This is a genomic window from Flavimobilis marinus (assembly GCF_900113055.1).
Taxonomy (GTDB): Bacteria; Actinomycetota; Actinomycetes; order Actinomycetales; family Cellulomonadaceae; genus Flavimobilis; species Flavimobilis marinus.
Map to the genome: position 1 here is coordinate 133,724 of NZ_FONZ01000002.1, position 23,331 is coordinate 157,054.

At 71.1% G+C, this 23,331-nt stretch carries 20 protein-coding genes; 12 read left to right on the plus strand and 8 right to left on the minus strand.

From position 1 onward, the window contains the following. Nucleotides 1–15 precede the first annotated feature (15 nt). Both uvrB and BMZ30_RS05640 read left to right on the plus strand, forming a co-directional pair. Complete coding sequence (gene uvrB, locus BMZ30_RS05635) at nt 16–2,097, plus strand: excinuclease ABC subunit UvrB (RefSeq protein WP_093376041.1); 2,082 nt, start codon at nt 16–18, stop codon at nt 2,095–2,097. A gap of 319 nt (nt 2,098–2,416) precedes the next feature. Further along, entirely contained in the window at nt 2,417–3,460 is a 1,044-nt protein-coding gene (locus BMZ30_RS05640; RefSeq protein WP_093376043.1) for a TerC family protein, read from the plus strand. A gap of 10 nt (nt 3,461–3,470) precedes the next feature. Here the strand turns inward: BMZ30_RS05640 and BMZ30_RS05645 are convergent, their stop codons facing one another. Genes BMZ30_RS05645 through BMZ30_RS05660 form a run of 4 tightly spaced genes read right to left on the minus strand, consistent with a single transcriptional unit; the run spans nt 3,471 to nt 7,267 of the window. Then, the gene (locus tag BMZ30_RS05645) at nt 3,471–4,448 is read right to left on the minus strand and encodes a bile acid:sodium symporter family protein (RefSeq protein WP_219810196.1); all 978 of its coding nucleotides are present in this window, start codon (nt 4,446–4,448) and stop codon (nt 3,471–3,473) included. 16 nt (nt 4,449–4,464) lie between these two features. Continuing rightward, the gene (locus BMZ30_RS05650; RefSeq protein WP_308430767.1) at nt 4,465–4,755 is read right to left on the minus strand and encodes a YciI family protein; all 291 of its coding nucleotides are present in this window, start codon (nt 4,753–4,755) and stop codon (nt 4,465–4,467) included. Between the two features lie 17 nt (nt 4,756–4,772). Beyond that, entirely contained in the window at nt 4,773–5,459 is a 687-nt protein-coding gene (locus BMZ30_RS05655) for an MBL fold metallo-hydrolase (protein WP_229828593.1), read from the minus strand. Then, nucleotides 5,456–7,267 (minus strand): glycoside hydrolase family 15 protein, encoded by a 1,812-nt coding sequence (locus BMZ30_RS05660; RefSeq protein WP_093376047.1) that lies wholly within the window; start codon nt 7,265–7,267, stop codon nt 5,456–5,458. The genes BMZ30_RS05655 and BMZ30_RS05660 overlap by 4 nt, the downstream gene beginning before the upstream one ends. A 141-nt stretch (nt 7,268–7,408) precedes the next feature. Between BMZ30_RS05660 and uvrA the strand changes: the two genes are divergently transcribed. Next, nucleotides 7,409–10,348, plus strand: a complete 2,940-nt coding sequence (gene uvrA / locus BMZ30_RS05665) for an excinuclease ABC subunit UvrA (protein WP_093376049.1) — start codon at nt 7,409–7,411, stop codon at nt 10,346–10,348. 52 nt (nt 10,349–10,400) lie between these two features. Here uvrA and BMZ30_RS05670 read toward each other — a convergent pair whose 3' ends face one another. Further along, entirely contained in the window at nt 10,401–10,904 is a 504-nt protein-coding gene (locus tag BMZ30_RS05670; RefSeq protein ID WP_093376051.1) for an OsmC family protein, read from the minus strand. A 73-nt stretch (nt 10,905–10,977) separates the two neighbouring features. Here BMZ30_RS05670 and uvrC point away from each other — a divergent pair, with 73 nt between their 5' ends. The 9 genes from uvrC (at nt 10,978) to BMZ30_RS05715 (ending at nt 20,144) form a co-directional block, all read left to right on the plus strand. Beyond that, nucleotides 10,978–13,014: an excinuclease ABC subunit UvrC gene (gene uvrC / locus BMZ30_RS05675; protein WP_093376053.1), complete on the plus strand. Its 2,037-nt coding sequence runs from the start codon at nt 10,978–10,980 to the stop codon at nt 13,012–13,014. Further along, nucleotides 13,011–13,991, plus strand: coding sequence for an RNase adapter RapZ (rapZ, locus tag BMZ30_RS05680; RefSeq protein ID WP_093376055.1), 981 nt, complete (start codon nt 13,011–13,013; stop codon nt 13,989–13,991). Before uvrC ends, rapZ begins: the two co-directional genes overlap by 4 nt. Then, nucleotides 13,972–14,961, plus strand: coding sequence for a gluconeogenesis factor YvcK family protein (locus BMZ30_RS05685; RefSeq protein ID WP_093376057.1), 990 nt, complete (start codon nt 13,972–13,974; stop codon nt 14,959–14,961). The genes rapZ and BMZ30_RS05685 overlap by 20 nt, the downstream gene beginning before the upstream one ends. A 16-nt stretch (nt 14,962–14,977) precedes the next feature. Beyond that, nucleotides 14,978–15,958, plus strand: coding sequence for a DNA-binding protein WhiA (gene whiA, locus BMZ30_RS05690; RefSeq protein ID WP_093376059.1), 981 nt, complete (start codon nt 14,978–14,980; stop codon nt 15,956–15,958). Between the two features lie 231 nt (nt 15,959–16,189). Further along, nucleotides 16,190–17,194, plus strand: coding sequence for a type I glyceraldehyde-3-phosphate dehydrogenase (gene gap / locus BMZ30_RS05695; protein ID WP_093376061.1), 1,005 nt, complete (start codon nt 16,190–16,192; stop codon nt 17,192–17,194). A gap of 141 nt (nt 17,195–17,335) precedes the next feature. Continuing rightward, nucleotides 17,336–18,532 (plus strand): phosphoglycerate kinase, encoded by a 1,197-nt coding sequence (locus BMZ30_RS05700; RefSeq protein WP_093376063.1) that lies wholly within the window; start codon nt 17,336–17,338, stop codon nt 18,530–18,532. Between the two features lie 43 nt (nt 18,533–18,575). Next, nucleotides 18,576–19,370, plus strand: a complete 795-nt coding sequence (gene tpiA / locus BMZ30_RS05705; RefSeq protein WP_093376065.1) for a triose-phosphate isomerase — start codon at nt 18,576–18,578, stop codon at nt 19,368–19,370. A gap of 145 nt (nt 19,371–19,515) precedes the next feature. Beyond that, nucleotides 19,516–19,758, plus strand: a complete 243-nt coding sequence (gene secG / locus BMZ30_RS05710; protein WP_093376067.1) for a preprotein translocase subunit SecG — start codon at nt 19,516–19,518, stop codon at nt 19,756–19,758. Nucleotides 19,759–19,793: 35 nt separating this feature from the next. Next, nucleotides 19,794–20,144: an RNA polymerase-binding protein RbpA gene (locus BMZ30_RS05715; RefSeq protein ID WP_093376069.1), complete on the plus strand. Its 351-nt coding sequence runs from the start codon at nt 19,794–19,796 to the stop codon at nt 20,142–20,144. 31 nt (nt 20,145–20,175) lie between these two features. Here the strand turns inward: BMZ30_RS05715 and pgl are convergent, their stop codons facing one another. Genes pgl through zwf form a run of 3 tightly spaced genes read right to left on the minus strand, consistent with a single transcriptional unit; the run spans nt 20,176 to nt 23,322 of the window. Continuing rightward, nucleotides 20,176–20,910 (minus strand): 6-phosphogluconolactonase, encoded by a 735-nt coding sequence (gene pgl, locus BMZ30_RS05720; protein ID WP_093376071.1) that lies wholly within the window; start codon nt 20,908–20,910, stop codon nt 20,176–20,178. Beyond that, nucleotides 20,907–21,827, minus strand: a complete 921-nt coding sequence (locus BMZ30_RS05725; RefSeq protein ID WP_093376073.1) for a glucose-6-phosphate dehydrogenase assembly protein OpcA — start codon at nt 21,825–21,827, stop codon at nt 20,907–20,909. Before BMZ30_RS05725 ends, pgl begins: the two co-directional genes overlap by 4 nt. Nucleotides 21,828–21,843: 16 nt before the next feature. Then, nucleotides 21,844–23,322, minus strand: a complete 1,479-nt coding sequence (zwf, locus tag BMZ30_RS05730; protein WP_373296857.1) for a glucose-6-phosphate dehydrogenase — start codon at nt 23,320–23,322, stop codon at nt 21,844–21,846. Nucleotides 23,323–23,331: the final 9 nt, after the last annotated feature.

Below are 23,331 nucleotides of genomic sequence, written 5' to 3' on the forward strand. Positions count from 1 at the left end.
ACGTACGGTGGGGCTATGCGCCCCGTGACCGATCTGCAACGCACCGTGGCCCCGTTCGAGGTCATCTCGGACTACACCCCGGCCGGCGACCAGCCGACGGCGATCGCCGACCTCACCGCCCGTCTCAACGCGGGCGAGAAGGACATCGTGCTGCTCGGCGCGACCGGCACGGGAAAGTCCGCGACCACCGCCTGGCTGATCGAGCAGGTGCAGCGCCCCACGCTGGTCATGGCGCCCAACAAGACGCTCGCCGCCCAGCTCGCCACGGAGTTCCGCGAGCTGCTGCCGAACAACGCCGTCGAGTACTTCGTCTCGTACTACGACTACTACCAGCCCGAGGCGTACATCGCGCAGACGGACACCTACATCGAGAAGGACTCCTCGATCAACGACGAGGTCGAACGGCTCCGGCACTCGGCCACGAGCAGTCTGCTCACGCGCCGGGACGTCGTCGTGGTCGCGTCCGTGTCCTGCATCTACGGCCTGGGAACGCCGCAGGAGTACGTCGACCGGATGGTGCGCCTCGACGTCGGCCAGCAGATCAACCGCGACGACCTGCTCCGCCAGTTCGTCGGCATGCAGTACGCGCGCAACGACATGGCGTTCACCCGCGGCACCTTCCGGGTGCGCGGCGACACGGTCGAGATCATCCCGGTGTACGAGGAGCTGGCGATCCGCATCGAGTTCTTCGGTGACGAGATCGAGGCCATCGCGCTCCTGCACCCCGTGACGGGAGACGTGGTGCGCGCCGAGGACAGCACGTTCATCTTCCCCGCGACGCACTACGTGGCCGGGCCCGAGCGCATGGAGCGCGCGATCGGCTCGATCGAGGCCGAGCTCGCGGCGCGGCTCGAGGAGCTCGAGTCGCAGAACAAGCTGCTCGAGGCCCAGCGGCTGCGCATGCGCACCACGTACGACATCGAGATGATGCGCCAGATCGGCAGCTGCTCCGGGATCGAGAACTACTCCCGGCACATCGACGGGCGCGCGCCCGGGACCGCGCCCCACACCCTGCTCGACTACTTCCCGGACGACTTCCTCCTGGTGATCGACGAGTCGCACGTGACCGTGCCGCAGATCGGCGCGATGTACGAGGGCGACATGTCGCGCAAGCGGAACCTCGTCGACTTCGGGTTCCGCCTGCCGAGCGCGATGGACAACAGGCCGCTGCGGTGGGAGGAGTTCGTCGAGCGCATCGGGCAGACCGTCTACCTGTCGGCCACCCCGGGCAACTACGAGCTCGGGCTGTCCGACGGCGTCGTCGAGCAGATCATCCGTCCTACCGGTCTGATCGACCCCGAGGTCATCGTCAAGCCCACCAAGGGCCAGATCGACGACCTGCTCGAGGAGATCACCCTGCGCGTGGAGCGCGAGGAGCGGGTGCTGGTGACGACCCTGACCAAGAAGATGTCGGAGGACCTGACGGACTACCTGCTGGGCAAGGGCGTGCGGGTGCGGTACCTGCACTCGGAGGTCGACACGCTGCGCCGGGTGGAGCTGCTCCGGGAGCTGCGCATGGGCGTGTTCGACGTCCTCGTCGGGATCAACCTGCTGCGCGAGGGGCTCGACCTGCCGGAGGTTTCTCTCGTCGCGATCCTCGACGCGGACAAGGAGGGCTTCCTGCGCTCGGGCACGTCCCTGATCCAGACGATCGGTCGAGCCGCGCGTAACGTCTCCGGGCAGGTGCACATGTACGCGGACAAGATCACGGCCGCGATGGCGACCGCGATCGAGGAGACCAACCGGCGCCGCGAGAAGCAGATCGCCTACAACACCGCGAACGGCGTGGACCCGCAGCCGCTGCGCAAGAAGATCGCCGACGTCACGGACATGCTCGCGCGCGAGGACGTCGACACCCAGGAGCTGCTCGCCGGGGGCTACCGCAAGTCGCCGCAGGGCCGGTCGAAGGCGGGGGAGACCCCGGCGCCGCGGCTCGCGACCGCCGCTGCGAGCGACCTCGCCGGGCTCATCCAGGAGCTCACCGACCAGATGCACGGCGCGGCAGCCGAGCTGCAGTTCGAGCTCGCCGGGCGGCTGCGCGACGAGATCTCGGGCCTCAAGAAGGAGCTGCGGCAGATGCAGGCGGCCACCGCCTAGCGTCTGCGCCCGGCGGCGGCGGCCGCCTTCCCCTCGACCGGCCCCTGCGGCACGTCACGCGGACGCAGCGCGACGCCTGGGGGAGCGTGACCTAGGATGGTCGCTTGTTGGAGGGGAGTATCCCTGCCTCGGTGGTGTCGTCATCACGGTCGGACTCGTGTCCGGCCCGGTGCCACCGGTCCGCGTGCGAGCCGCCGTCGGCGGCGAGGACCACGCGGGCGGGAGAGACCTCCGGTACCTACTCGACGCGTACCGGAGGTATGCCTTGCTCGACATCCCCCTATGGGTCTGGCTCGCCACGTCTGCGTGGATCGTGGGCATGATCGTGTTCGACTTCTTCGCCCACGTGAAGACCCCGCACGCCCCGACGTTCCGCGAGTCTGCGATCTGGTCCTCGGTCTACATCGCGATCGCCGTCCTCTTCGGCGTCGGCTTTCTGCTCGTCGTCGGACCTGAGCACGGAGGGGAGTACTTCGCGGGCTACCTGACGGAGAAGAGCCTCTCGGTCGACAACCTCTTCGTCTTCCTCCTGATCATGACGTCCTTCAAGGTCCCGCGCGAGGACCAGCAGAAGGTGCTGCTGTGGGGCGTCGCGATCGCCATCGTGCTGCGGACGGTCTTCATCCTGCTGGGCGCTGCGGCGCTCGAGCAGTGGTCGTGGATCTTCTACATCTTCGGTGCCTTCCTGCTGTGGACCGCCTGGAAGCAGGCCCAGCCGCAGGACCACTCCGACGACACCGTCCCCGGGGGCAAGTTCCTGGAGCGGATCAAGCGGGTGATCCCGACGGTCGACGAGTACCACGGCGACCGCCTCACGGTGAAGATCGACGGCAAGCGCTTCATGACGCCGATGCTCATCGTCATGTTTGCGATCGGCATGACCGACGTCGTGTTCGCGTTCGACTCGATCCCCGCGATCTACGGGCTCACGCAGGAGCCTTACATCGTCTTCACGGCGAACGCGTTCGCGCTGCTCGGCCTGCGCCAGCTCTACTTCCTCATTGGTGGCCTGCTCGAGCGACTCATCTACCTGCACATCGGCCTGGCCGTGATCCTCGCGTTCATCGGCGTGAAGCTCGTCCTGCACGCCATGCATGTCAACGAGCTCAGCTTCATCAACGGCGGCGAGCACATCGACTGGGCTCCCGAGATCCCGATCTCCGTCTCGCTCCTGGTCATCCTCGGGACGCTCGTGGTCGTCACGGTCGCGAGCCTCTGGAGGACCCGCCGCGACAGCGCACTGGCGACGCCTGTCCCCGAGGGCGCCTCCGACGAGGTCGGGCCAGCCGAGCCGCAGGACGCCACGGACCCGCTCGCTCCGGTCGATCGCGCGGACCGACCGCAGGGCCCCGTCGCCCCCTGACGGCGGAGGGTCACTGGCCGAGCGGTGCTCGCCCGAGCCGTCGGGCGAGCACCGCTGCGACCATCAGCTGGAGCTGGTGGAAGACGATCAGCGGGAGCGCCAGCGTCGCGGCCGTCGTCGCCCCGAAGATCACCGTCGCCATGGGCAGCCCGGTCGCCAGGCTCTTCTTGGAGCCGCACATCAGCAGCGCGACCCGGTCCGGCCGGTCGAGGCCGACGAGCCGACCCCCCGTCCACGTCAGGACGAGCATGACGACCAGGAGCACGGCGCTCACCGCCAGGATGCCCGCGAACCGCCACGGCGTGAGCGCGTCCCAGGAGCCGTCGGCGGTCGCGCCGACGACCGCGGTGAAGAGGACGAGCACCACGGTGCCCCGGTCCGTGATGGTCGTGACGCGCGGGTGCGCCCGGACGGGTGCACCGAGCCGACGTTCGAGCAGCTGACCGACGACGAACGGCAGCACGAGGCGCAGGGCGATGTCCCCGACGGCCGTCGCGTCCGGCGCCACGCCGTCGGAGCGCAGCAGCGCCAGCACCAGCAAGGGCGTCAGGACGACGCCGAGTGTGTTCGAGACCGTCGCGGCGCAGACAGCGCCCGCGACGTTTCCCCGCCCCGTGGCGGTGAACACCACCGAGGACTGCACGGTCGACGGCAGCAGGCTCACGTAGAGGAAGCCTGTCGCGAGGGTGTCACCGAGCAGAGGCCGGGTCACCAGCGCCAAGAGCAGCCCAACGGCGGGAAACAGCAGGTAGGTTGCGGCGAGCACGCTGCCCTGCAGGCGCACGTTCCGCAGCCCCGCCAGCACCTCAGAGGTGGGCAGGCGCATCCCGTAGAGCAGGAAGAGCAGCGTCACGGCGACGTCGCTGGCGACGCCGAGGCCCGCGCGCACGCCGTCGCCCACAGGCACCAGCAGTCCCGCAGCGAGCGCGAGCAGCAGCGCCGCGAGGAACGGGTCGACCCACCCGACGAGACGCCGGGCACCGATCACGAGGCCCAGGAACCGATCACGAGGCCCAGGGGCCGATCACGGGATCCCAGCGGCGGACGTCCGTCGCGCTGATCAGCCCGTGGACCGCGAAGGGGTCCGCGAGGAGCAGCTGCTCGAGACCGGCGAGATCGCGTGCGGACAGGAGCAGCAGGGCACCGCCGTCGTCGGGCAGCGGGCCGGACGCGAGGACGGCGCCGTCGGCGTGCAGCCCGCGCAAGTAGGCGCGGTGCTCAGCGCGCACGCTGGCCAGCCGCTCGGGCTCGGCGACGTAGGTGTAGGTCACGGCGTAGACGGGCATACGGGCCATTCAAGCACCTGGGAGGCTCACCAGCCGCGGGCTCGCCACGCAGCGAGGTGCGGTCGCTCGGCGCCGAGCGTCGTGTCGTCGCCGTGTCCGGGGTACACCCAGGTCTCGTCGTCGAACCGGTCGAACAGCCGCTCGGTCACGTCCGCGATCAGGCTCGCGAACTCTGGCGGCCCGGCGGTCTTCCCGACGCCGCCCGGGAAGAGGCTGTCACCGGTGAACAGGTGGACGCGGCCGTCGTCGCGGAAGAACAACGCGACGGATCCCGGGGTGTGGCCGCGCAGGCCGACGACGCCGACGCGGACGTGGCCCACGTCGAACGCGTCGCCGTCGTGCAGGCGGATCGCGACGGGCAGGCGCACCGCGGCCGCGATCGCATCGGCGTCGGGCGCTCCCGCCGCGATCGGCGCGCCCGTGACCGCGACGAGGTCGGCCAGCGCGCCCAGGTGGTCGGCGTGGCGGTGGGTCACGACCACCCGGCCGAGAGCCCCCGCGCCGGACCCCGCGCGGACGAGCCGGAGCAGCGCGTCCGGCTCGGCTGCCGGGTCGATCAGGAGCTGGGCGTGGGTCGTCCGGCACGTGAGCAGGTAGGCGTTGTTGGCCATCGGTCCGACGGCGAGCTTGCGCACCACGGCGTGGGGGAGCTCGCGCACCGCCGGGGGGCCACCGACGGCGACCCGACCGTCGTATCCGCCGGAGCCGCTCACGGGGCGGTCCCGCCCGAGTGCGCCGCGATCGAGTGCGCGGCCTGGATGAGGCCCAGGTGGGAGAAGGCCTGGGGGAAGTTGCCCGCCATGACCCCGGAGTGAGGGTCGAACTCCTCCGCCATGAGCCCGACGTCGTTGCGTGTGGCGACCAGGCGGTCGAACAGCGCGACGGCCTCGTCCACCTCGCCGATCCTGGCCAGGGCGTCAGCGAGCCAGAAGCAGCACACCAGGAACGGGTGCTCCTCCCCGCGCAGGCCGTCGGCGGTCGCCTCAGTCGAGTACCGCAGGATCAGGCCGTCCTCGACGCCGAGGTCGCGCTGGATCCGGCGGACGGTCGCGGCCAGGCGGTCGTCGTCGGGCGGGAGGAACCCGACCTGGAGCATCTGCAGGAGCGCGGCGTCGACGTGCTGCGCGCCGTAGTACTGCACGAACGAACCGAGCTCGGCGTCCCAGCCGCGCTCGAGCACCTCGGCGTGGATCTCGTCGCGGGTGCGTCGCCACACGTCGACCGGGCCGTCGTTGCCGTGCACCTCGACCGCGCGCACGCCGCGGTCCAGGGCCGCCCAGCTCATCACGCGGGAGTGCACGAACTCACGCTCCGGCCCGCGCACCTCCCAGATCCCGCGGTCCGGACGGCGCCAGTGCTCCACGAGGTCGTCGAGCAGGTGCCGCTGCACCGCCCAGCTGTTGGGAGTCTCGGGAAGCCCGGCGTCACGGGCGACGTCGAGCGCGCACATGACCTCGCCGAGCACGTCGTTCTGGACCTGGCTCACCGCCGCGTTGCCGATCCGGACCGGCCGCGAGCCGGCATAGCCCGGCAGGTGGTCGAGCTCGCTCTCCGGCAGGTCGCGGCGACCGTCGATCCCGTACATGATCTGCAGGTCGGCGGGGTCGCCCGCGATCGCGCGCAGCAGCCAGTCGCGCCACGCGGCGATCTCGTCACGGAAGCCCGAGGCGAGGAGCGCCTCGACGGTCATGGCCGCGTCGCGCAGCCACGAGAACCGGTAGTCCCAGTTGCGCTCGCCCCCGAAGTCCTCAGGCAGGGAGGTGGTCGCAGCGGCGACGATGCCCCCGGTCGCGGAGTGCGTGAGCAGGCGCAGCACCAGGAGCGAGCGGGTGACCGCGTCGCGGTGCGGGCCGTCGTAGCGCGCGCCCTCGGCCCAGCCAGCCCACTGGTGGGCCGTGCGCTCGAACCGGTCGCCGACCTCGAGCGGCGTCGGGACGGGGAGCCAGGATCGCGACCATGTGAGGGCGAGGTCGACGACGTCACCAGCGGCGGCGGTGAACACGTCGCGGTGGCGACGGGCGCGAGCGTCCGAGGACGGCAGGCGGGTGCCGCGGAGCACCAGGGAGTCCGGTCCCGCGACCGCCCGCAATGCCTGTGGTCCGTAGGGCGAGCCCGGGTCGGGGATCCGGCTCACCCAGGGCTGCACCTTGCCGTACCCGAACCTGACCACCCACTCGTGCTCGACGACGACCTCGCCCTCGAGCACCTCGAGCCGGCGGACCAGGTCCGCCCTGCCGTCCGCGGTCGGCATCGCGTCGCTCACCCGGGCGAGACCGGTCGGGGTCCGGTACGTGGTGCGAAGGACGAACGAGTCGCCGTCGTACGTCCGGTCGATCTCGGTGGCGTCCTGCACGGTCAGCAGCCATCGACCGTGCTCGGGCGCGCCCAGCAGCGCGGCGAAGCAGGCGGGGGAGTCGAAGTCCGGCAGGCACAACCAGTCCACCGACCCGGATCGGCTCACGAGCGCGGCGGAACGGCCGTCGCCCAGGACGGCGTAGTCAGAGATCGGTGTGGACGTCATGCCTCGATCCTGTCTGCCTGTGTCCGACGGCGCACCTCCGGACGTGGAACGTCGTCGTCCGGGGGACTCGGATGCGCGAACCGACGGGGTGTGGTGTCGAACACGTGTGCGAGAACGGGGATCCGCCCCTAGGATCGGGGGGTGAGTGATCGCCTCGTCGTCCAAGGTGCCCGTGAGCACAACCTCCGTAACGTCGACCTCGACCTGCCGCGGGACAAGCTGATCGTGTTCACCGGCCTGTCCGGTTCAGGCAAGTCCTCCCTTGCGTTCGACACGATCTTCGCCGAGGGCCAGCGCCGGTACGTCGAGTCGCTGTCCGCCTACGCGCGCCAGTTCCTCGGCCAGATGGACAAGCCCGACGTCGACTTCATCGAAGGGCTGTCGCCCGCGGTGTCGATCGACCAGAAGTCGACCAACCGCAACCCGCGCTCCACCGTGGGCACGATCACCGAGGTGTACGACTACCTGCGTCTGCTGTTCGCGCGGGCGGGTACCCAGTTCTGCCCGGTCTGCGGCGAGCAGGTCAGCAGGCAGACGCCGCAGCAGATCGTGGACCGGCTGCTCGAGCTGCCCGAGGGCACGCGCTACCAGGTGCTCGCGCCGGTCGTCCGCGGGCGCAAGGGCGAGTACGGCGAGCTGTTCAAGGAGCTCCAGGCCAAGGGGTTCTCCCGGGCGCGGGTCGACGGCGAGGTCGTCCAGCTCTCCAGCCCGCCCACGCTCGAGAAGAAGCTCAAGCACGACATCGAGGTCGTCGTCGACCGCCTCGTGTCCCGCGGGGACGTGCAGCGCCGCCTGACCGACTCGGTCGAGACCGCGCTGTCGCTCGCCGGCGGGCTGCTCGTCGTCGAGCTCGTGGACCGCGAGGTCGACGACCCCGAGCGCGAGCGCCGGTTCTCCGAGCACCGCGCGTGCCCCAACGACCACGTCCTGACGCTCGAGGAGATCGAGCCACGGACGTTCTCGTTCAACGCCCCGTACGGTGCGTGCCCCGAGTGCACCGGCATCGGCGTCCGGCGCGAGGTCGACCCCGACCTCGTCGTGCCCGACGACGAGAAGTCGCTGCGCGACGGCGCGGTCCAGCCCTGGGCGGTGACCTCGTCCGAGTACTACGAACGCGTGCTCAGCGCGCTGGCTGACGACCTCGGGTTCTCCATGGACACGCCGTGGCGCGCGCTGCCCGAGCGGGCGCGCAAGGCCGTGCTCCACGGCCAGAACCACGAGGTCCACGTCCGCTACCGCAACCGATGGGGTCGGGAGCGTCAGTACTCCACCGGTTTCGAGGGCGTGATCGCATTCCTCGAGCGGCGGCACGCGGAGACCGAGTCGGAGTGGTCGAAGGAGAAGTACGAGGCGTACATGCGGGAGGTGCCCTGCCCCGTCTGCGAGGGCACCCGCCTCAAGCCCGAGGTGCTCGCCGTGAAGGTGGGCGGACGCTCGATCGCCGAGATCTGCGAGATGCCGTTGCGCGCTGCGCGCGCCTTCCTGGACGCGCTCGAGCTCGGCGTCCGCGAGCGAGCGATCGCGACCGAGGTCCTCAAGGAGATCCAGGACCGGCTGGGCTTCCTGCTCGACGTCGGGCTGGACTACCTCTCGCTGTCGCGCGCCGCCGCCGCGCTCTCGGGCGGCGAGGCCCAGCGCATCCGGCTCGCGACCCAGATCGGGTCCGGGCTCGTCGGTGTGCTGTACGTGCTCGACGAGCCGAGCATCGGCCTGCACCAGCGGGACAACCGACGCCTGATCGACACCCTCACGCGGTTGCGCGACCTGGGCAACACGCTCATCGTCGTCGAGCACGACGAGGACACGATCCGCATGGCGGACTGGATCGTCGACATCGGCCCCGGAGCGGGCGAGCACGGCGGACGGGTGATCCACTCGGGCGACTACGCGGGTCTGCTCGAGGCGCCGGAGTCCGTGACCGGCGCGTACCTGTCCGGCCGGCGTTCGATCCCCATGCCGACGCAACGGCGCCGGACCGACCCGTCGCGGGCCGTCAAGGTCGTCGGAGCGCGCGAGAACAACCTGCAGGGGATCGACGTCTCGTTCCCGCTCGGGGTGCTCACCGCCGTCACCGGAGTCTCCGGCTCGGGCAAGTCGACGCTCGTGAACTCGATCCTCTACACGGTGCTCGCCAACGAGCTCAACGGGGCGCGGCGCGTCGCGGGACGGCACCGCCGTGTCACGGGCCTGGACCAGCTCGACAAGGTGGTCCACGTCGACCAGGCTCCCATCGGCCGCACGCCCCGCTCGAACCCGGCGACGTACACGGGAGTGTGGGACCACGTCCGCGCGCTGTTCGCCGAGACCACCGAGGCGAAGGTGCGCGGCTACACCAGCGGCCGGTTCTCGTTCAACGTCAAGGGTGGTCGCTGCGAGGCGTGCTCGGGCGACGGGACGCTGAAGATCGAGATGAACTTCCTGCCCGACGTCTACGTGCCCTGCGAGGTGTGCAAGGGCGCGCGGTACAACCGCGAGACGCTCGAGGTGCACTTCAAGGACAAGACCGTGGCCGAGGTGCTCGACATGCCGATCGAGGAGGCCGCGGAGTTCTTCGCCGCGGTGCCCAAGATCTCGCGGCACCTCAAGACGCTCGTCGACGTGGGGCTCGGGTACGTGCGTCTCGGGCAGCCGGCACCGACCCTGTCGGGAGGCGAGGCGCAGCGCGTGAAGCTGGCGAGCGAGCTGCAGAAGCGCTCGAACGGGCGCACCGTCTACGTGCTCGACGAGCCGACCACCGGCCTGCACTTCGAGGACATCCGCAAGCTGCTCGCGATGCTCCAGTCGCTCGTCGACAAGGGCAACACGGTCCTCGTGATCGAGCACAACCTCGACGTCATCAAGAACGCCGACTGGGTGATCGACATGGGCCCGGAGGGCGGGAGCGGCGGTGGCGTGGTGGTCGCCGAGGGCACCCCGGAGCACGTCGCGGCCGTCGAGGCCAGCCACACGGGGCGGTTCCTCGCGGAGGTGCTCGGCGAGGGCGTGCCGCTCGCGCCCAAGGAGAAGGCGGAGAAGAAGGCGCCCGCCGCGGTGAAGAAGAAGCCCAGCGCGCGGGCGGCGAAGGCGCGCGCGACGACGTGAGCCGGGCGCGGCGTGGCCCGCTGGCCGTGCCGGCGGGCTGACGCTCGAAGGGTCAGTCGGCGGCGCGCTGCTCCCCGGCGGTCTCCACGACGAGCGGGCTGGTCGGCCTCACGTGCACGGGAAAATTGACGGATCGGGAGAGGAAGCAGTGCTGATGGGCGAGGTGGTGGACGGGCTCCAGGGCCGAGGGGTCGGTGTCGCCGTCGATCTCCACCCGGGGATGCAGCGTCACCTCCGTGAACTGTCCGGCGCCCGCCGACTCGACCCGCATGGTGCCCGTGGCCTCGTCGCTGTAGCCGCGCACCGTCAGGCCCGCCGCTGCAGCGAGGTGCAGGAACCACAGCATGTGGCACTGGGCGATCGACGCGACGAACAGCTCCTCAGGGTTGTGGCGTGCGGGGTCGCCGCGGAACGCGGGATCCGCCGAACCCAGGATGGGCGGCTTGTCCGCGATCTCGACGACGTGGTCGCGGCTGTAGGCGGTGTAGCTCGACGTGCCGGTCTCGCCGGCCCCCGTCCAGCGGATGGCGGTCGTGTAGCTGTGCAGTGCTCCCATGGACCGACGGTACCGAAGATTGGTCCAAAGTGTGAGGCCGGTCACACAGGCTGCGCTGTCTTAGGCTCGACGCATGGCTGACCCCATGACGTATCGGCCACGCCCCGGGGAGATCCCCACGGAGCCGGGCGTGTACCGCTTCCGCGACCAGCACCGTCGGGTCATCTACGTCGGCAAGGCGAAGAACCTGCGCGCGCGCCTCGCGAACTACTTCCAGGACGTGGCCGCGCTGCACCCGCGCACGGCGACCATGGTCACGACGGCCGCGTCCGTGGAGTGGACGGTCGTCGGCACCGAGGTCGAGGCGCTCGCGCTCGAGTATTCCTGGATCAAGGAGTACGACCCGCGGTTCAACGTGAAGTACCGCGACGACAAGTCCTACCCCTACCTGGCGGTGACCATGGGGGAGACCATCCCGCGGGCCCAGGTGATGCGCGGCGCCAAGCGGGCCGGAACCCGGTACTTCGGGCCCTTCGCGCACGCCTGGGCGATCCGCGAGACGCTCGACCTTCTGCTCCGCGTGTTCCCGGTCCGCACGTGCTCGGCCGGGGTGTACCGGCGGGCCGAGCAGTCCGGGCGGCCGTGCCTGCTCGGCTACATCGACAAGTGCGCGGCGCCGTGCGTCGGGCGGATCAGCCCCGAGGACCACCGTGCCCTCGCGGAGGACTTCTGCTCGTTCATGGCCGGGGACACCGCGAAGCACGTGCGGCGCCTGACCAAGGAGATGTCGGCGGCGGCCGAGGCCATGGAGTACGAGCGCGCGGCGGCGCTCCGGGACGACATCGCCGCCCTGGAGCGCGCCACGGAGAAGAACGCCGTCGTGCTCCAGGACGGGACGGACGCCGACGTCTTCGCCCTGGCCGGCGACGACCTCGAGGCCGCGGTGCAGGTCTTCCACGTGCGTGGTGGACGGATCCGCGGGCAGCGGGGCTGGGTCGTCGAGAAGGTCGAGGACGTCACCGACGCCGGGCTCGTCGAGCACCTGCTGCAGCAGGTCTACGGCGTCGTCGACGACGAGGCCGGCGAGGCGCTGGTGCCTCGCGAGGTGCTCGTGCCGGTGCTGCCCGACAACGTCGACCAGGTCCGCGCCTGGCTCAGCGGGCTGCGCGGCGCGGCGGTCGACGTGCGCGTGCCGCAGCGCGGCGACAAGAAGGCGCTCGCCCAGACGGTCCTGCGCAACGCGGAGCACGCGCTCGCGCTGCACCGCACCCGCCGCGCGGGCGACCTCACCACCCGCTCGCTGGCGCTGCGCGAGATCCAGGAGGCGCTCGGCTTGGACGAGGCACCCCTGCGGATCGAGTGCTATGACGTCTCGACCACGCAGGGCACCCACCAGGTCGCCTCGATGGTCGTGTTCGAGGACGGCCTCGCCCGCAAGAGCGAGTACCGGCACTTCACGATCCGCGGCCCCGAGGGGGAGGGGGCTGCGGACGACACCGCGGCCATGCACGAGGTCATCCGGCGCCGGTTCAGCCGGTACGTCGCTGAGCGCACGGCGGACCCAGAGGTGCTCCAGCAGGTCGGGATCGACGTCGCGGAGCTCGCGGCCGAGGCGGAGGTCGCGCCCGAGCCGGACAAGAAGCGGTTCGCGTACCCGCCCAACCTCGTCGTGGTCGACGGCGGGCCGCCGCAGGTGGCCGCAGCGGCACGCGCGCTCGCCGAGCTGGGCATCGACGACGTCGCGCTGTGCGGCCTCGCCAAGCGGCTCGAGGAGGTGTGGTTGCCGGGGGAGCCTTACCCGGTCATCCTCGAACGTTCCTCGGAGGGGCTCTACCTGCTGCAGCGCGTTCGCGACGAGGCGCACCGCTTCGCGATCAGCCACCATCGCAAGCGGCGCGGCAAGGCGATGACCGTGTCGGTGCTCGACGGCGTCCCCGGTCTCGGCCCCACGCGTCAGGCCCGGTTGCTCAAGCACTTCGGATCGGTCAAGCGCCTGCGTGCGGCGTCGGCCGAGGAGATCGCGGCGGTGCCTGGGATGGGCGCGCGCACCGCAGCCCAGGTCGTCGCGGCGCTCGCCCCGGCGGCACCCGCCGAACGCGGCGCGGCGGAGGCCGACGGCGCTGCGAGCGGCGGCGGTCCCGCGTCCTCGCCTGGCATGCTGGGGGCATGACGCCGGACGAGAGACCCCCCGCACCGACGGCCCCCACGCCCCCGGACCCGCGCTCGCCGCGCACGGCGCCGCACGGCGTGCCCGCGCTCGAGGCAGCCGCACACCTGCCAGCCCCGGAGGCGACCCAGGTCGTGATCATCACGGGCATGTCCGGAGCCGGCCGGACGCGCGCAGCGGCGGAGCTCGAGGACCTCGGCTGGTACGTGATCGACAACCTGCCGCCAACGATGCTCGCCCCGCTGGTCGACATGTCGAAGCACGGCGGCGGCGCGCTCCGGCAGTTCGCCGCGGTGGTCGACGTGCGCGGCCGCGAGTTCTTCGACGACCTCGTGCACGTGGTCGCACAGCTGCGCGACCAGCAGGTCGACTACCGGATGATGTTCCTCGACGCCTCGGACGAGGTGCTCGTGCGCCGCTACGAGCAGGTGCGCCGCCCGCACCCGCTCCAGGGCGACGGCAGGCTGCTGGACGGGATCACCGAGGAGCGCGCCCTGCTCGCGGACATCCGTAAGCGCGCCGACGTCGTCATCGACACCAGCACCCTGAACGTCCACGACCTGGGGCGCGAGGTGCGGGCCGCGATCACGGACGGCGCGGAGCACGCGCTGCGGGTCAACGTGCTCTCGTTCGGCTTCAAGTACGGGATCCCGCTCGACGCCGACCACGTCGCGGACGTGCGGTTCCTCCCGAACCCCTACTGGGTGAGCGAGCTGCGGCACCTGTCGGGACGCGACGAGCCCGTGCGGGACTACGTCCTGGGCCTCGACGCCGCGGGAACGTTCATCGAGCGCTACGTCCACGCGCTGGAGCCCGTGTTCGCGGGCTACCTCGGGGAGGAGAAGCGCTACGTGACCCTCGCGGTCGGCTGCACGGGCGGAAAGCACCGGTCGGTCGCGATCTCCGAGGAGATCGGCCGTCTGCTGCGCTCGCAGGGGCACCGGGTGGTGGTGACCGCGCGTGACCTCGGCAAGGAGTAGGAGCGGGCGCCTCACCGAGCGCTCCGGCCCTGCGGTGGTCGCGCTCGGCGGGGGCCACGGGCTGGCAGCCAGCCTGGGGGCGCTGCGGCGCATGACCGACCGGCTCACGGCGGTCGTGACTGTGGCCGACGACGGCGGTTCCTCCGGCCGCCTCCGTGCCGAGCTCGACGTGCTGCCGCCGGGGGACCTGCGGATGGCGCTCGCTGCGCTGTGCGACGAGTCCGAGTGGGGCTTGACCTGGCGTGACCTCCTGCAGCACCGGTTCACCTCGCCCGGAAGCCTGGACCAGCACGCGGTGGGCAACCTGCTGATCGTCGCGCTCTGGGAGATCCTCGACGACCCCGTCCAGGGGCTCGACTGGGTGGGCCGGCTCCTCGGGGCCCGTGGCCGCGTCCTGCCGATGGCGTCGGTCCCGCTCGCGATCTCCGCCCGCGTGCGGGGCTCCGACCGCGTCGTCGTCGGGCAGAGCCACGTCGCGACGTGCGACGAGGAGATCGAGGAGGTCGTGCTCGACCCGGCGGACCCGCCCGCGTGCCCGGAGTCCGTGGAGGCCGTCCGTGCCGCCGACTGGGTGATCCTGGGCCCGGGTTCCTGGTACACCTCGGTGATGCCCCACGTGCTCGTGCCCGAGCTCGCGCGGGCATTGCACGAGACGACGGCGCGCACGTGCCTCACGCTGAACCTGAGCAGCGAGGACGGCGAGGCGCGCGGGTTGACCCCGGCCGGGCACCTGGACGCCCTCGCCAAGCACGACCCGGAGCTTCGGGTGGACGTCGTGCTCGCGGACCCCACGGTCGTCGACGACGTGGAGGACCTCGAGGCCGCGGCGCGCCGGCTGGGGGCGCGGTTGCTGATGCGCCAGGTGCGCCGGGGCGACGGCACCCCCCACCACGACCCGCTCCGCCTCGCCGCCGCCTACCAGGACGTGTTCGACGACTTCCTGGGCGACGTGGGGACGCCCGCCCGGTGATGGCAAGATGACCCCCATGGCGCTGACGGCACAGGTGAAGGACGAGCTCGCTCGTCTCAAGGTGGACAAGACGAGCTGTCGGAAGGCTGAGGTCTCGACGCTGCTGCGATTCGCGGGAGGCCTCCACATCATCTCGGGGCGCATCGTCATCGAGGCGGAGCTGGACACGGGCGTCGTCGCCCGGCGGCTCAAGGCGGTCCTGAGCGAGGTCTACGGCGCCGCGAGCGACGTCGTCGTCGTGTCGCCCGGAGGCCTGCGGCGCAGCAGCCGGTACGTGGTGCGCGTCGTGAAGGACGGGGAGTCGCTGGCGCGCCAGACGGGGCTGCTCGACGCGCGGGGACGCCCGGTGCGGGGCCTGCCTCCGCAGATCGTCTCGAGCGGGCTCGACGAGGCAGAGGCCGCGTGGCGTGGCGCCTTCCTCGCGCACGGTTCGCTCACCGAGCCCGGACGGTCGTCCGCCCTCGAGATCACCTGCCCCGGCCCGGAGGCCGCCCTCGCCCTGGTGGGCGCGGCACGCCGCCTGCAGATCTCGGCAAAGGCGCGCGAGGTGCGCGGGGTGGACCGGGTGGTCGTCCGCGACGGGGACGCGATCTCCGTGCTGCTGCGCCGGCTCGGCGCGGACGAGACCGCGAAGGTCTGGGACGAGCGGCGCGCCCGGCGCGAGGTCCGCGGCACCGCCAACCGGCTGGCCAACTTCGACGACGCGAACCTGCGACGCTCGGCCCGTGCGGCCGTGGCCGCCGGAGCCCGCGTGGAGCGCGCGTTCGAGATCCTCGGCGCCGAGCTGCCGGAGCACCTGCGGGAGGCCGGCGAGCTCCGGCTGGCCCACAAGCAGGCTTCGCTCGAGGAACTCGGACAGCTCGCCGTGCCGCCGCTGACCAAGGACGCGGTGGCCGGCCGGATCCGCCGATTGCTGGCGACCGCAGACAAGCGCGCGCACGATCTCGGCATCCCGGACACCGAGGCGGGGCTCGGCCCGGAGTACCTCGATCTCTGAGCCCGTCGGGCGCGCACGCACCACGTGTCCAGGGCGGCGAGGCCTGGACGTTCGTCCCAACGCCCAGCCACGAATCGGTATAGGCTGAGGTCGTTCGGTGATGCGGGACACAAGCGAAGCCCTCGTGGCGACACAGGTGTCCTCGTGTCTCATCCGCGTACATCGACGTACGTCCAGTTCGTCAACAACCGTGTGCGTCGGTAGCAACCGGCGCGCCCCGAGGAGGGCATAGTGACCATCCGCGTCGGAATCAACGGCTTCGGCCGTATCGGACGTAACTTCTTCCGCGCCATTCTTGAGTCCGGTGCAGACATCGAGATCGTCGGTGTCAACGACCTCACGGACAACAAGACCCTGGCTCACCTGCTCAAGTACGACTCCGTGCTGGGTCGCCTGAAGCAGGACGTCTCGTACGACGACGACTCCATCACGGTCGCCGGCCAGAAGATCAAGGCGCTCGCCGAGCGCGACCCCGCCAGCCTCCCCTGGGGCGAGCTGGGCGCCGACATCGTGATCGAGTCGACCGGCTTCTTCACGGACGCCACCAAGGCGAAGGCGCACATCGACGCCGGTGCCAAGAAGGTCATCATCTCCGCCCCGGCGAGCAACGAGGACGGCACCTTCGTCATCGGTGTGAACGAGGGCGACTACGACCCCGCGACGATGCACATCATCTCGAACGCGTCGTGCACCACGAACTGCCTGGCCCCGATGGCGAAGGTCCTCGACGAGGCGTTCGGCATCGAGCGTGGTCTCATGACCACCATCCACGCGTACACGGGTGACCAGAACCTCCAGGACGGCCCGCACAAGGACCTGCGTCGCGCTCGCGCCGCGGCCCTGAACATCGTGCCGACCTCGACCGGTGCCGCCAAGGCTGTCGCGCTCGTGCTCCCGCAGCTCAAGGGCAAGCTCGACGGCTACGCGCTCCGCGTGCCCGTGCCCACGGGCTCGGCGACGGACCTGACCTTCACGGCGTCCAAGGATGTCACGGTGGAGTCGGTCAACGCGGCGATTAAGGCTGCCGCCGAGGGCCCGCTCAAGGGCATCCTGGTCTACACGGAGGACCCGATCGTCTCCTCCGACATCGTGACGGACCCGGCCTCGAGCATCTTCGACGCCAAGCTCACGAAGGTCATCGGCGACCAGGTCAAGGTCGTCTCGTGGTACGACAACGAGTGGGGCTACTCCAACCGTCTCGTGGACCTCACGGTCCTCGTCGGCGAGAAGCTCTGACTCGCGTCACCGCGAATCACTGACTGACATGCGTCCGCGTGTGCTCGGGGGCCTTGCTCTCGAGCACACGCGGACGTCGTCTTTCCCCCTGAACGTCGCTCATCCATGCTCATGCATGCCCACCCGTAACCGGAGTGCCCTGTGAAGACCATCGCTGACCTCGGCGAGCTGCGCGGCAAGCGCGTGCTCGTCCGTTCCGACTTCAACGTCCCCCTCGACGGCTCGACGATCACCGACGACGGCCGCATCCGTGCCGCGCTGCCGACCCTCAAGCTGCTCACGGACGCCGGTGCGAAGGTCGTCGTCACCGCGCACCTCGGCCGGCCCAAGGGCGCCCCCGAGGCCAAGTACTCGCTCGCGCCCGTCGCCGCCCGCCTGGGCGAGCTGCTCGGCACCACCGTCACCCTCGCGCAGGACACCGTCGGCGAGAGCGCCAAGGCCACCGTCGCCGCGCTCAGCGAGGGTGAGGTAGCGCTGCTCGAGAACATCCGCTTCGACGCGCGCGAGACGTCGAAGGACGAGAGCGAGCGCGCTGCGCTCGCCGCAGACCTCGCCGAGCTCGCCGACGCCTACGTGTCGGACGGCTTCGGCGTCGTGCACCGCAAGCAGGCCTCGGTCTACGACATCGCGCAGGTGCTGCCCGCCGCGGTCGGCGAGCTCGTCCTCAAGGAGGTCGACTCGCTGAAGCGCGCGACGGAGGACCCCCAGCGGCCGTACGCGGTCGTCCTCGGTGGCTCCAAGGTCTCCGACAAGCTCGGCGTGATCGCGAACCTGCTCGAGAAGGCCGACCGCCTGCTCATCGGCGGGGGCATGGTCTTCACGTTCCTCGCGGCGCAGGGCCACTCGGTGGGCAAGTCCCTCCTCGAGGAGGACCAGGTCGAGACGGTGAAGGGCTACCTCGCCAAGGCCGCTGAGCGTGGCGTCGAGATCGTGCTCCCCACCGACATCGTCGCAGCGGACTCGTTCGCCGCCGACGCCCCGCACGACGTCGTGCCCGCGGACGCTATCCCCGACGCGCGGATGGGCCTGGACATCGGCCCCGAGTCGGCGAAGCTCTTCGCGAGCAAGCTCGCGGACGCCAAGACGATCGTGTGGAACGGCCCGATGGGCGTGTTCGAGTTCGACGCGTTCGCAGGCGGCACGCGCGCCGTGGCCCAGGCGATGATCGATGCGACGGCCGCTGGAGCGTTCTCGATCGTCGGCGGCGGCGACTCGGCCGCAGCCGTGCGCATCCTCGGGTTCGACGAGGCCAGCTTCAGCCACATCTCCACCGGTGGCGGCGCGAGCCTCGAATTCCTCGAGGGCAAGTCGCTCCCGGGCATCGCCGTCCTCTCCTGACCCACCGCGCCCCAGCGGCGCACCCCTGACGAAAGGCACCATCGTGGCCAGCAGCCGTACCCCGCTCATCGCGGGCAACTGGAAGATGAACAAGGACCACAACGAGGCCATCCACCTCGTGCAGAAGCTCGCGTGGTCCCTCAAGGACGCCAAGCACGACTTCGGCGCCGTCGAGGTCACCGTGCTGGTGCCCTTCACGGACCTGCGCAGCGTGCAGACGCTCGTCGACGCCGACAAGCTGGAGCTCACCTACGGGGCACAGGACGTCTCGGCGCACGCCTCGGGCGCCTACACGGGTGAGATCTCGCCCGTGTTCCTGTCGAAGCTCGGCGTCACCTACGTGGCGGTCGGGCACTCCGAGCGTCGCCAGTACCACGGTGAGGACGACGCGCTCGTCGCGGCCAAGTCCAAGGCGGCCCTGGCCGAGGGCCTCGTGCCGATCATCTGCGTGGGCGAGGGCCTCGACGTCCGCAAGGCGGGCGAGCAGGTTCCGTACACGCTCGCCCAGGTCGACGGCGCGCTCGAGGGCCTGAGCGCGGAGGAAGCCGCGAAGGTCGTCATCGCGTACGAGCCCGTCTGGGCGATCGGCACGGGCGAGGTCGCCACGCCGGCCGACGCTCAGGAGGTCGCTGGTGCGATCCGCGCCCGCCTCGCGGAGCTTTACTCGGCGGAGCTCGCCGCGGGCGTCCGGGTGCTGTACGGCGGCTCGGTGAAGTCCAGCAGCATCGCCGAGCTCATGGCTGAGGCAGACGTCGACGGCGCCCTCGTGGGTGGCGCAAGCCTTGACCCCGAGGAGTTCGCGAAGATCGCGCGCTTCGGGGAGCACACCGGCGCCTGAGGCGCCGTGACCGGCTCCGGACCGCGGTCCGACCAACGCTCCTCGGCGGGGCTGGTGGTCGGATCGCGGTCCGGTGGCCTAATCTTGACCGACGGAACCGCCGTCGTGCCTCGCCGGGGCACCGTAGAAGGAGAATCCCGCACTCGTGGACACCCTGAACGTCATCCTCCAGGTCATCCTGGTCATCACCAGCCTGCTCATGATCCTGCTCGTGCTGATGCACAAGGGCAAGGGCGGGGGCCTGTCGGACATGTTCGGGGGAGGGGTGTCGACCGGAGTGGGCAGCTCGGGAGTCGCCGAGCGGAATCTGAACCGGCTGACGATCTCGTTCGCACTCGTGTGGGTGCTCACGGTCGTCCTGCTGGGGCTCGTGCAGAAGGTCAGCTAGCGCCTTCGGGCGCGTCGAGGTAACAGGGGATAGACGTGGCTGGTGGGGGAAGCGCGATCAAGGGGTCGCGAGTCGGAGCGGGACCGATGGGCGAGACGGAGCGGGGCGACAGCGCCGCACGCGTCGGCGTCTCGTACTGGTGCGGGAGCGGGCACGAGGTGCGCCCGACCTTCGCCGCGGAGACGGTCATCGAGATTCCTGAGGTCTGGGACTGCCCGCGCTGCGGCCAGCCCGCAGGCCGCGACCGGCTGCACCCGCCCAGCGCCGGGCGGAACGAGCCGTACAAGACGCACCTCGCGTACGTGAAGGAGCGTCGCACCGAGAAGGACGGGGACGCGATCCTCGACGAGGCGCTCGCCGCGCTGCGCGCACGCCGCAGAGGCTAGTCACGCCCGCCTGAGCATGGTGCTGCCCGCGTCACGGGGTCGCTGAGGCTGCCGCAGCGTCCAGGAGCCACAGGGTGCGCTCGGTGCCGTGGACGGCGGACACGGGAGCCTGAGCGCGATCCTGGGACGCGAGCCCGGCCGCGACGGCCCCGGCCTTCTCCGCGCCCGCCGCGACGATCCACACCTCACGCGCCTGGTTGATGGCGGCGAAGGTCAGCGACACGCGCAGGGGCGGCGGCTTGGGGGAGTCGTGCACGCCCGTGGTGGAGCCCGGTGCGTCGAGGGCGACGTGGCCCGGGAACAGCGACGCGACGTGGGCGTCCGGGCCCATGCCCAGCAGCAGGAGGTCGAACGCTGGCACGTCGGCGCCGTCGGGCGCGTGGGCGCGCAGCGCCTGCGCGTAGCGACTGGCGGCGTCCTCCGGCGTCCCGGGCCCGGCCGGCATCGGGTGGACGTGGTCGGCGGGGACGGGCAGAGCGTCCAGGAGCGCGTCGCGGGCCTGGGTCTCGTTGCGCTCGGGGTCGCCCGACGCCACGAAGCGCTCGTCGCCCCACCAGACGTGCACGTCCGACCAGTCCACGGCGTCGCGCGCCGGATGGTCCGCGACGGCAGCGAGCAGCTTGATCCCGACGGTGCCGCCCGTGAGGACGACGTGCGCGGGGGAGCGCACCGCCTGGACGTCGCTGAGCCGGGTGAGGAACCGGGCGGCGGCGGCGGCGACCAGGACGTCCTGGTCGGGGTGGACGACGACGAGGCGCTCGGTCATGCCGACGCCACCTTGGCGAGGCCGCGGGTGAGGACGTCCCCGTACATCTCGTCCGGGTCGAGGCGACGCAGCTCCTCGGCGATGCACTCGTGCAGCTCGCGGATGGGGAGCGCCACTCGGTGGTCCGGCTGGTCCGGCTGGCTGAGGATCGCCACCTTGCCCGTCGGGCGGGACAGCGAGATGTCCCCCGAGCGCCGGGAGAGCACCACGCGCGTGAGCGCGGGGGCGTCGTCGGTCCGCACGATCTCGACCGGGCAGCGCAGGACGTGCGCGAGCCACGCGCCGATGAGGTCGAGCGACGGGTGGCCGGTGACCCCCTCGACGCGTGCGCTGCGCACCGGCTCGAACGGCGGCTGGTCGAGCGTGGCCGCGATGAGGCCCCGCCAGACGGTCGTCCGCGTCCACGCGAGGTCGGTGTCGCCGGGGGAGTAGGACCCCGCGAGCTGCACGAGCGCGGCGTGGGGGTCCGCGGCGCCGTACGCGTCGGTGATCCGCCGGTGGGCCATCGCGCCGACGATGTCGTGCGCGGGGTCGGCGGGCGGTTCGCCCGGCCACCAGGCGACGATCGGGGCGTCGGGCAGCAGGAGCGGGGTCACGAGGGTGTCGGCGTGGTCCATGGCGCGCTCGCCCGCGTGCAGCACGACGACCTCGCTCGCGCCGGCGTCACCGCCGACGCGGATCTCGGCGTCGAGGGCGTGCGGGTCGGCGTGCGTCGTGCGTGACAGGACGATGATGCGGCACGGGTGCTCCCCGCTGGCGACGTTCGCCGCGTCGATCGCCTCGTCCGCGCGGTTCGCGTCGGCGACCACGAGCAGCGTCAGGACGCGCCCGAGCGCGACGGCACCGCCCTCCTCGCGCAGCTTGATGAGACGTTTCGCGACCGCCGTGGTGGTCGTCGTGGGCATGGTGATGATCATCGGAGCTCCTCGTCGCTCAGGGCCGGCGCCACGTGCGGCCGTCGCGGGCCAGCATCTCGTCGGCGGAGTCGGGTCCCCAGGTGCCCGAGCGGTACGGCTCGGGAGCGCCCTTGGCGGCCCACATCTCGGTGATGGGGTCGAGCAGCTTCCACGAGAGCTCGACCTCCTCGTGGCGCGGGAAGAGCGGCGGGTCGCCCAGCAGCACGTCGAGGATGAGGCGCTCGTACGCCTCGGGCGAGGACTGCGTGAACGCGTGGCCGTAGCCGAAGTCCATGGTCACGTCGCGGATCTCCATCGCGGTTCCCGGCACCTTCGCGCCGAACCGGATGGTCACTCCCTCGTCGGGCTGGACGCGGATGACGATCGCGTTCCGGCCGAGCTCCGACGTGGAGCTCGAGTCGAATGGCAGGTGCGGGGCTGTCTTGAAGACGACGGCGATCTCCGTGACGCGGCGCCCGAGGCGCTTCCCGGCGCGCAGGTAGAACGGGACGCCCGCCCAGCGGCGGTTGTCGATGTCCACGCGGATCGCGGCATACGTCTCTGTGGTCGAGGCTGGGTCGGTCCCGTCCTCGTCGAGGTAGCCCACGACCTCCTGGCCGGCCTGCCACCCCGCGGCGTACTGCCCACGTGCCGTGTGCTTGGCCAGGTCCTTGGGCAGGCGCATCGCCGACAGCACCTTGATCTTCTCCGCGATCAGGTCTGCCGCGCCGAACGACGTCGGCTCCTCCATGGTCGTGAGGGCGAGGAGCTGGAGGAGGTGGTTCTGGATGACGTCGCGCGCAGCGCCGATGCCGTCGTAGTACCCGGCGCGGCCACCGATGCCGATGTCCTCGGCCATCGTGATCTGGACGTGGTCGACGTAGTTGGCGTTCCAGATCGGCTCGTACATCTGGTTGGCGAACCGCAGGGCGAGCAGGTTGAGGACCGTCTCCTTGCCGAGGTAGTGGTCGATCCGGAAGATCGAGTCCGGCGGGAAGACCTCGGAGACGACGTCGTTCAGCTCCCGCGCGCTGGCGAGGTCGTGCCCGAACGGCTTCTCGATCACGACGCGGCGCCAGGCGTCGTCACCCTCGGACAGCCCGGACTTGGCGAGCTGGCGGCACACGACCGGGAAGGCGCTGGGTGGGACGGACAGGTAGAAGGCGTGGTTGCCGCGGGTGCCGCGCTCGGCGTCGAGCTCCTTGACGGTCTCGGCGAGACGCTCGAAGGCGTCGTCGTCGTCGAAGGATCCCTGGACGAACCTGATGCCCTCGCTCAGCTGCGCCCAGGCCTCCTCGCGGAACGGGGTGCGTGCGTGCTCCTTGACGGCGTCGTGCACGACCTTCGCGAAGTCCTGGTCGTCCCAGTCGCGCCGGGCGAAGCCCGTGAGTGCGAAGCCGGGGGGCAGCAGGCCGCGGTTGGAGAGGTCGTACACGGCGGGCATGAGCTTCTTGCGTGCCAGGTCGCCGGTCACCCCGAAGATCACGAGGCTGCAGGGACCGGCGATGCGGGGCATGCGCTGGTC

What these genes read in the sequence shown, in the direction of transcription:
- uvrB (WP_093376041.1), top strand. Translation starts at nt 16, where the DNA reads ATGCGCCCCGTGACCGATCTGCAACGCACCGTGGCCCCGTTCGAGGTC.
- BMZ30_RS05640 (WP_093376043.1), top strand. Translation starts at nt 2,417, where the DNA reads ATGATCGTGTTCGACTTCTTCGCCCACGTGAAGACCCCGCACGCCCCG.
- BMZ30_RS05650 (WP_308430767.1), bottom strand. Translation starts at nt 4,755, where the DNA reads ATGGCCCGTATGCCCGTCTACGCCGTGACCTACACCTACGTCGCCGAG.
- BMZ30_RS05660 (WP_093376047.1), bottom strand. Translation starts at nt 7,267, where the DNA reads ATGACGTCCACACCGATCTCTGACTACGCCGTCCTGGGCGACGGCCGT.
- BMZ30_RS05670 (WP_093376051.1), bottom strand. Translation starts at nt 10,904, where the DNA reads ATGGGAGCACTGCACAGCTACACGACCGCCATCCGCTGGACGGGGGCC.
- uvrC (WP_093376053.1), top strand. Translation starts at nt 10,978, where the DNA reads ATGGCTGACCCCATGACGTATCGGCCACGCCCCGGGGAGATCCCCACG.
- rapZ (WP_093376055.1), top strand. Translation starts at nt 13,011, where the DNA reads ATGACGCCGGACGAGAGACCCCCCGCACCGACGGCCCCCACGCCCCCG.
- whiA (WP_093376059.1), top strand. Translation starts at nt 14,978, where the DNA reads ATGGCGCTGACGGCACAGGTGAAGGACGAGCTCGCTCGTCTCAAGGTG.
- pgl (WP_093376071.1), bottom strand. Translation starts at nt 20,910, where the DNA reads ATGACCGAGCGCCTCGTCGTCGTCCACCCCGACCAGGACGTCCTGGTC.
- BMZ30_RS05725 (WP_093376073.1), bottom strand. Translation starts at nt 21,827, where the DNA reads ATGATCATCACCATGCCCACGACGACCACCACGGCGGTCGCGAAACGT.
- zwf (WP_373296857.1), bottom strand. Translation starts at nt 23,322, where the DNA reads ATGCCCCGCATCGCCGGTCCCTGCAGCCTCGTGATCTTCGGGGTGACC.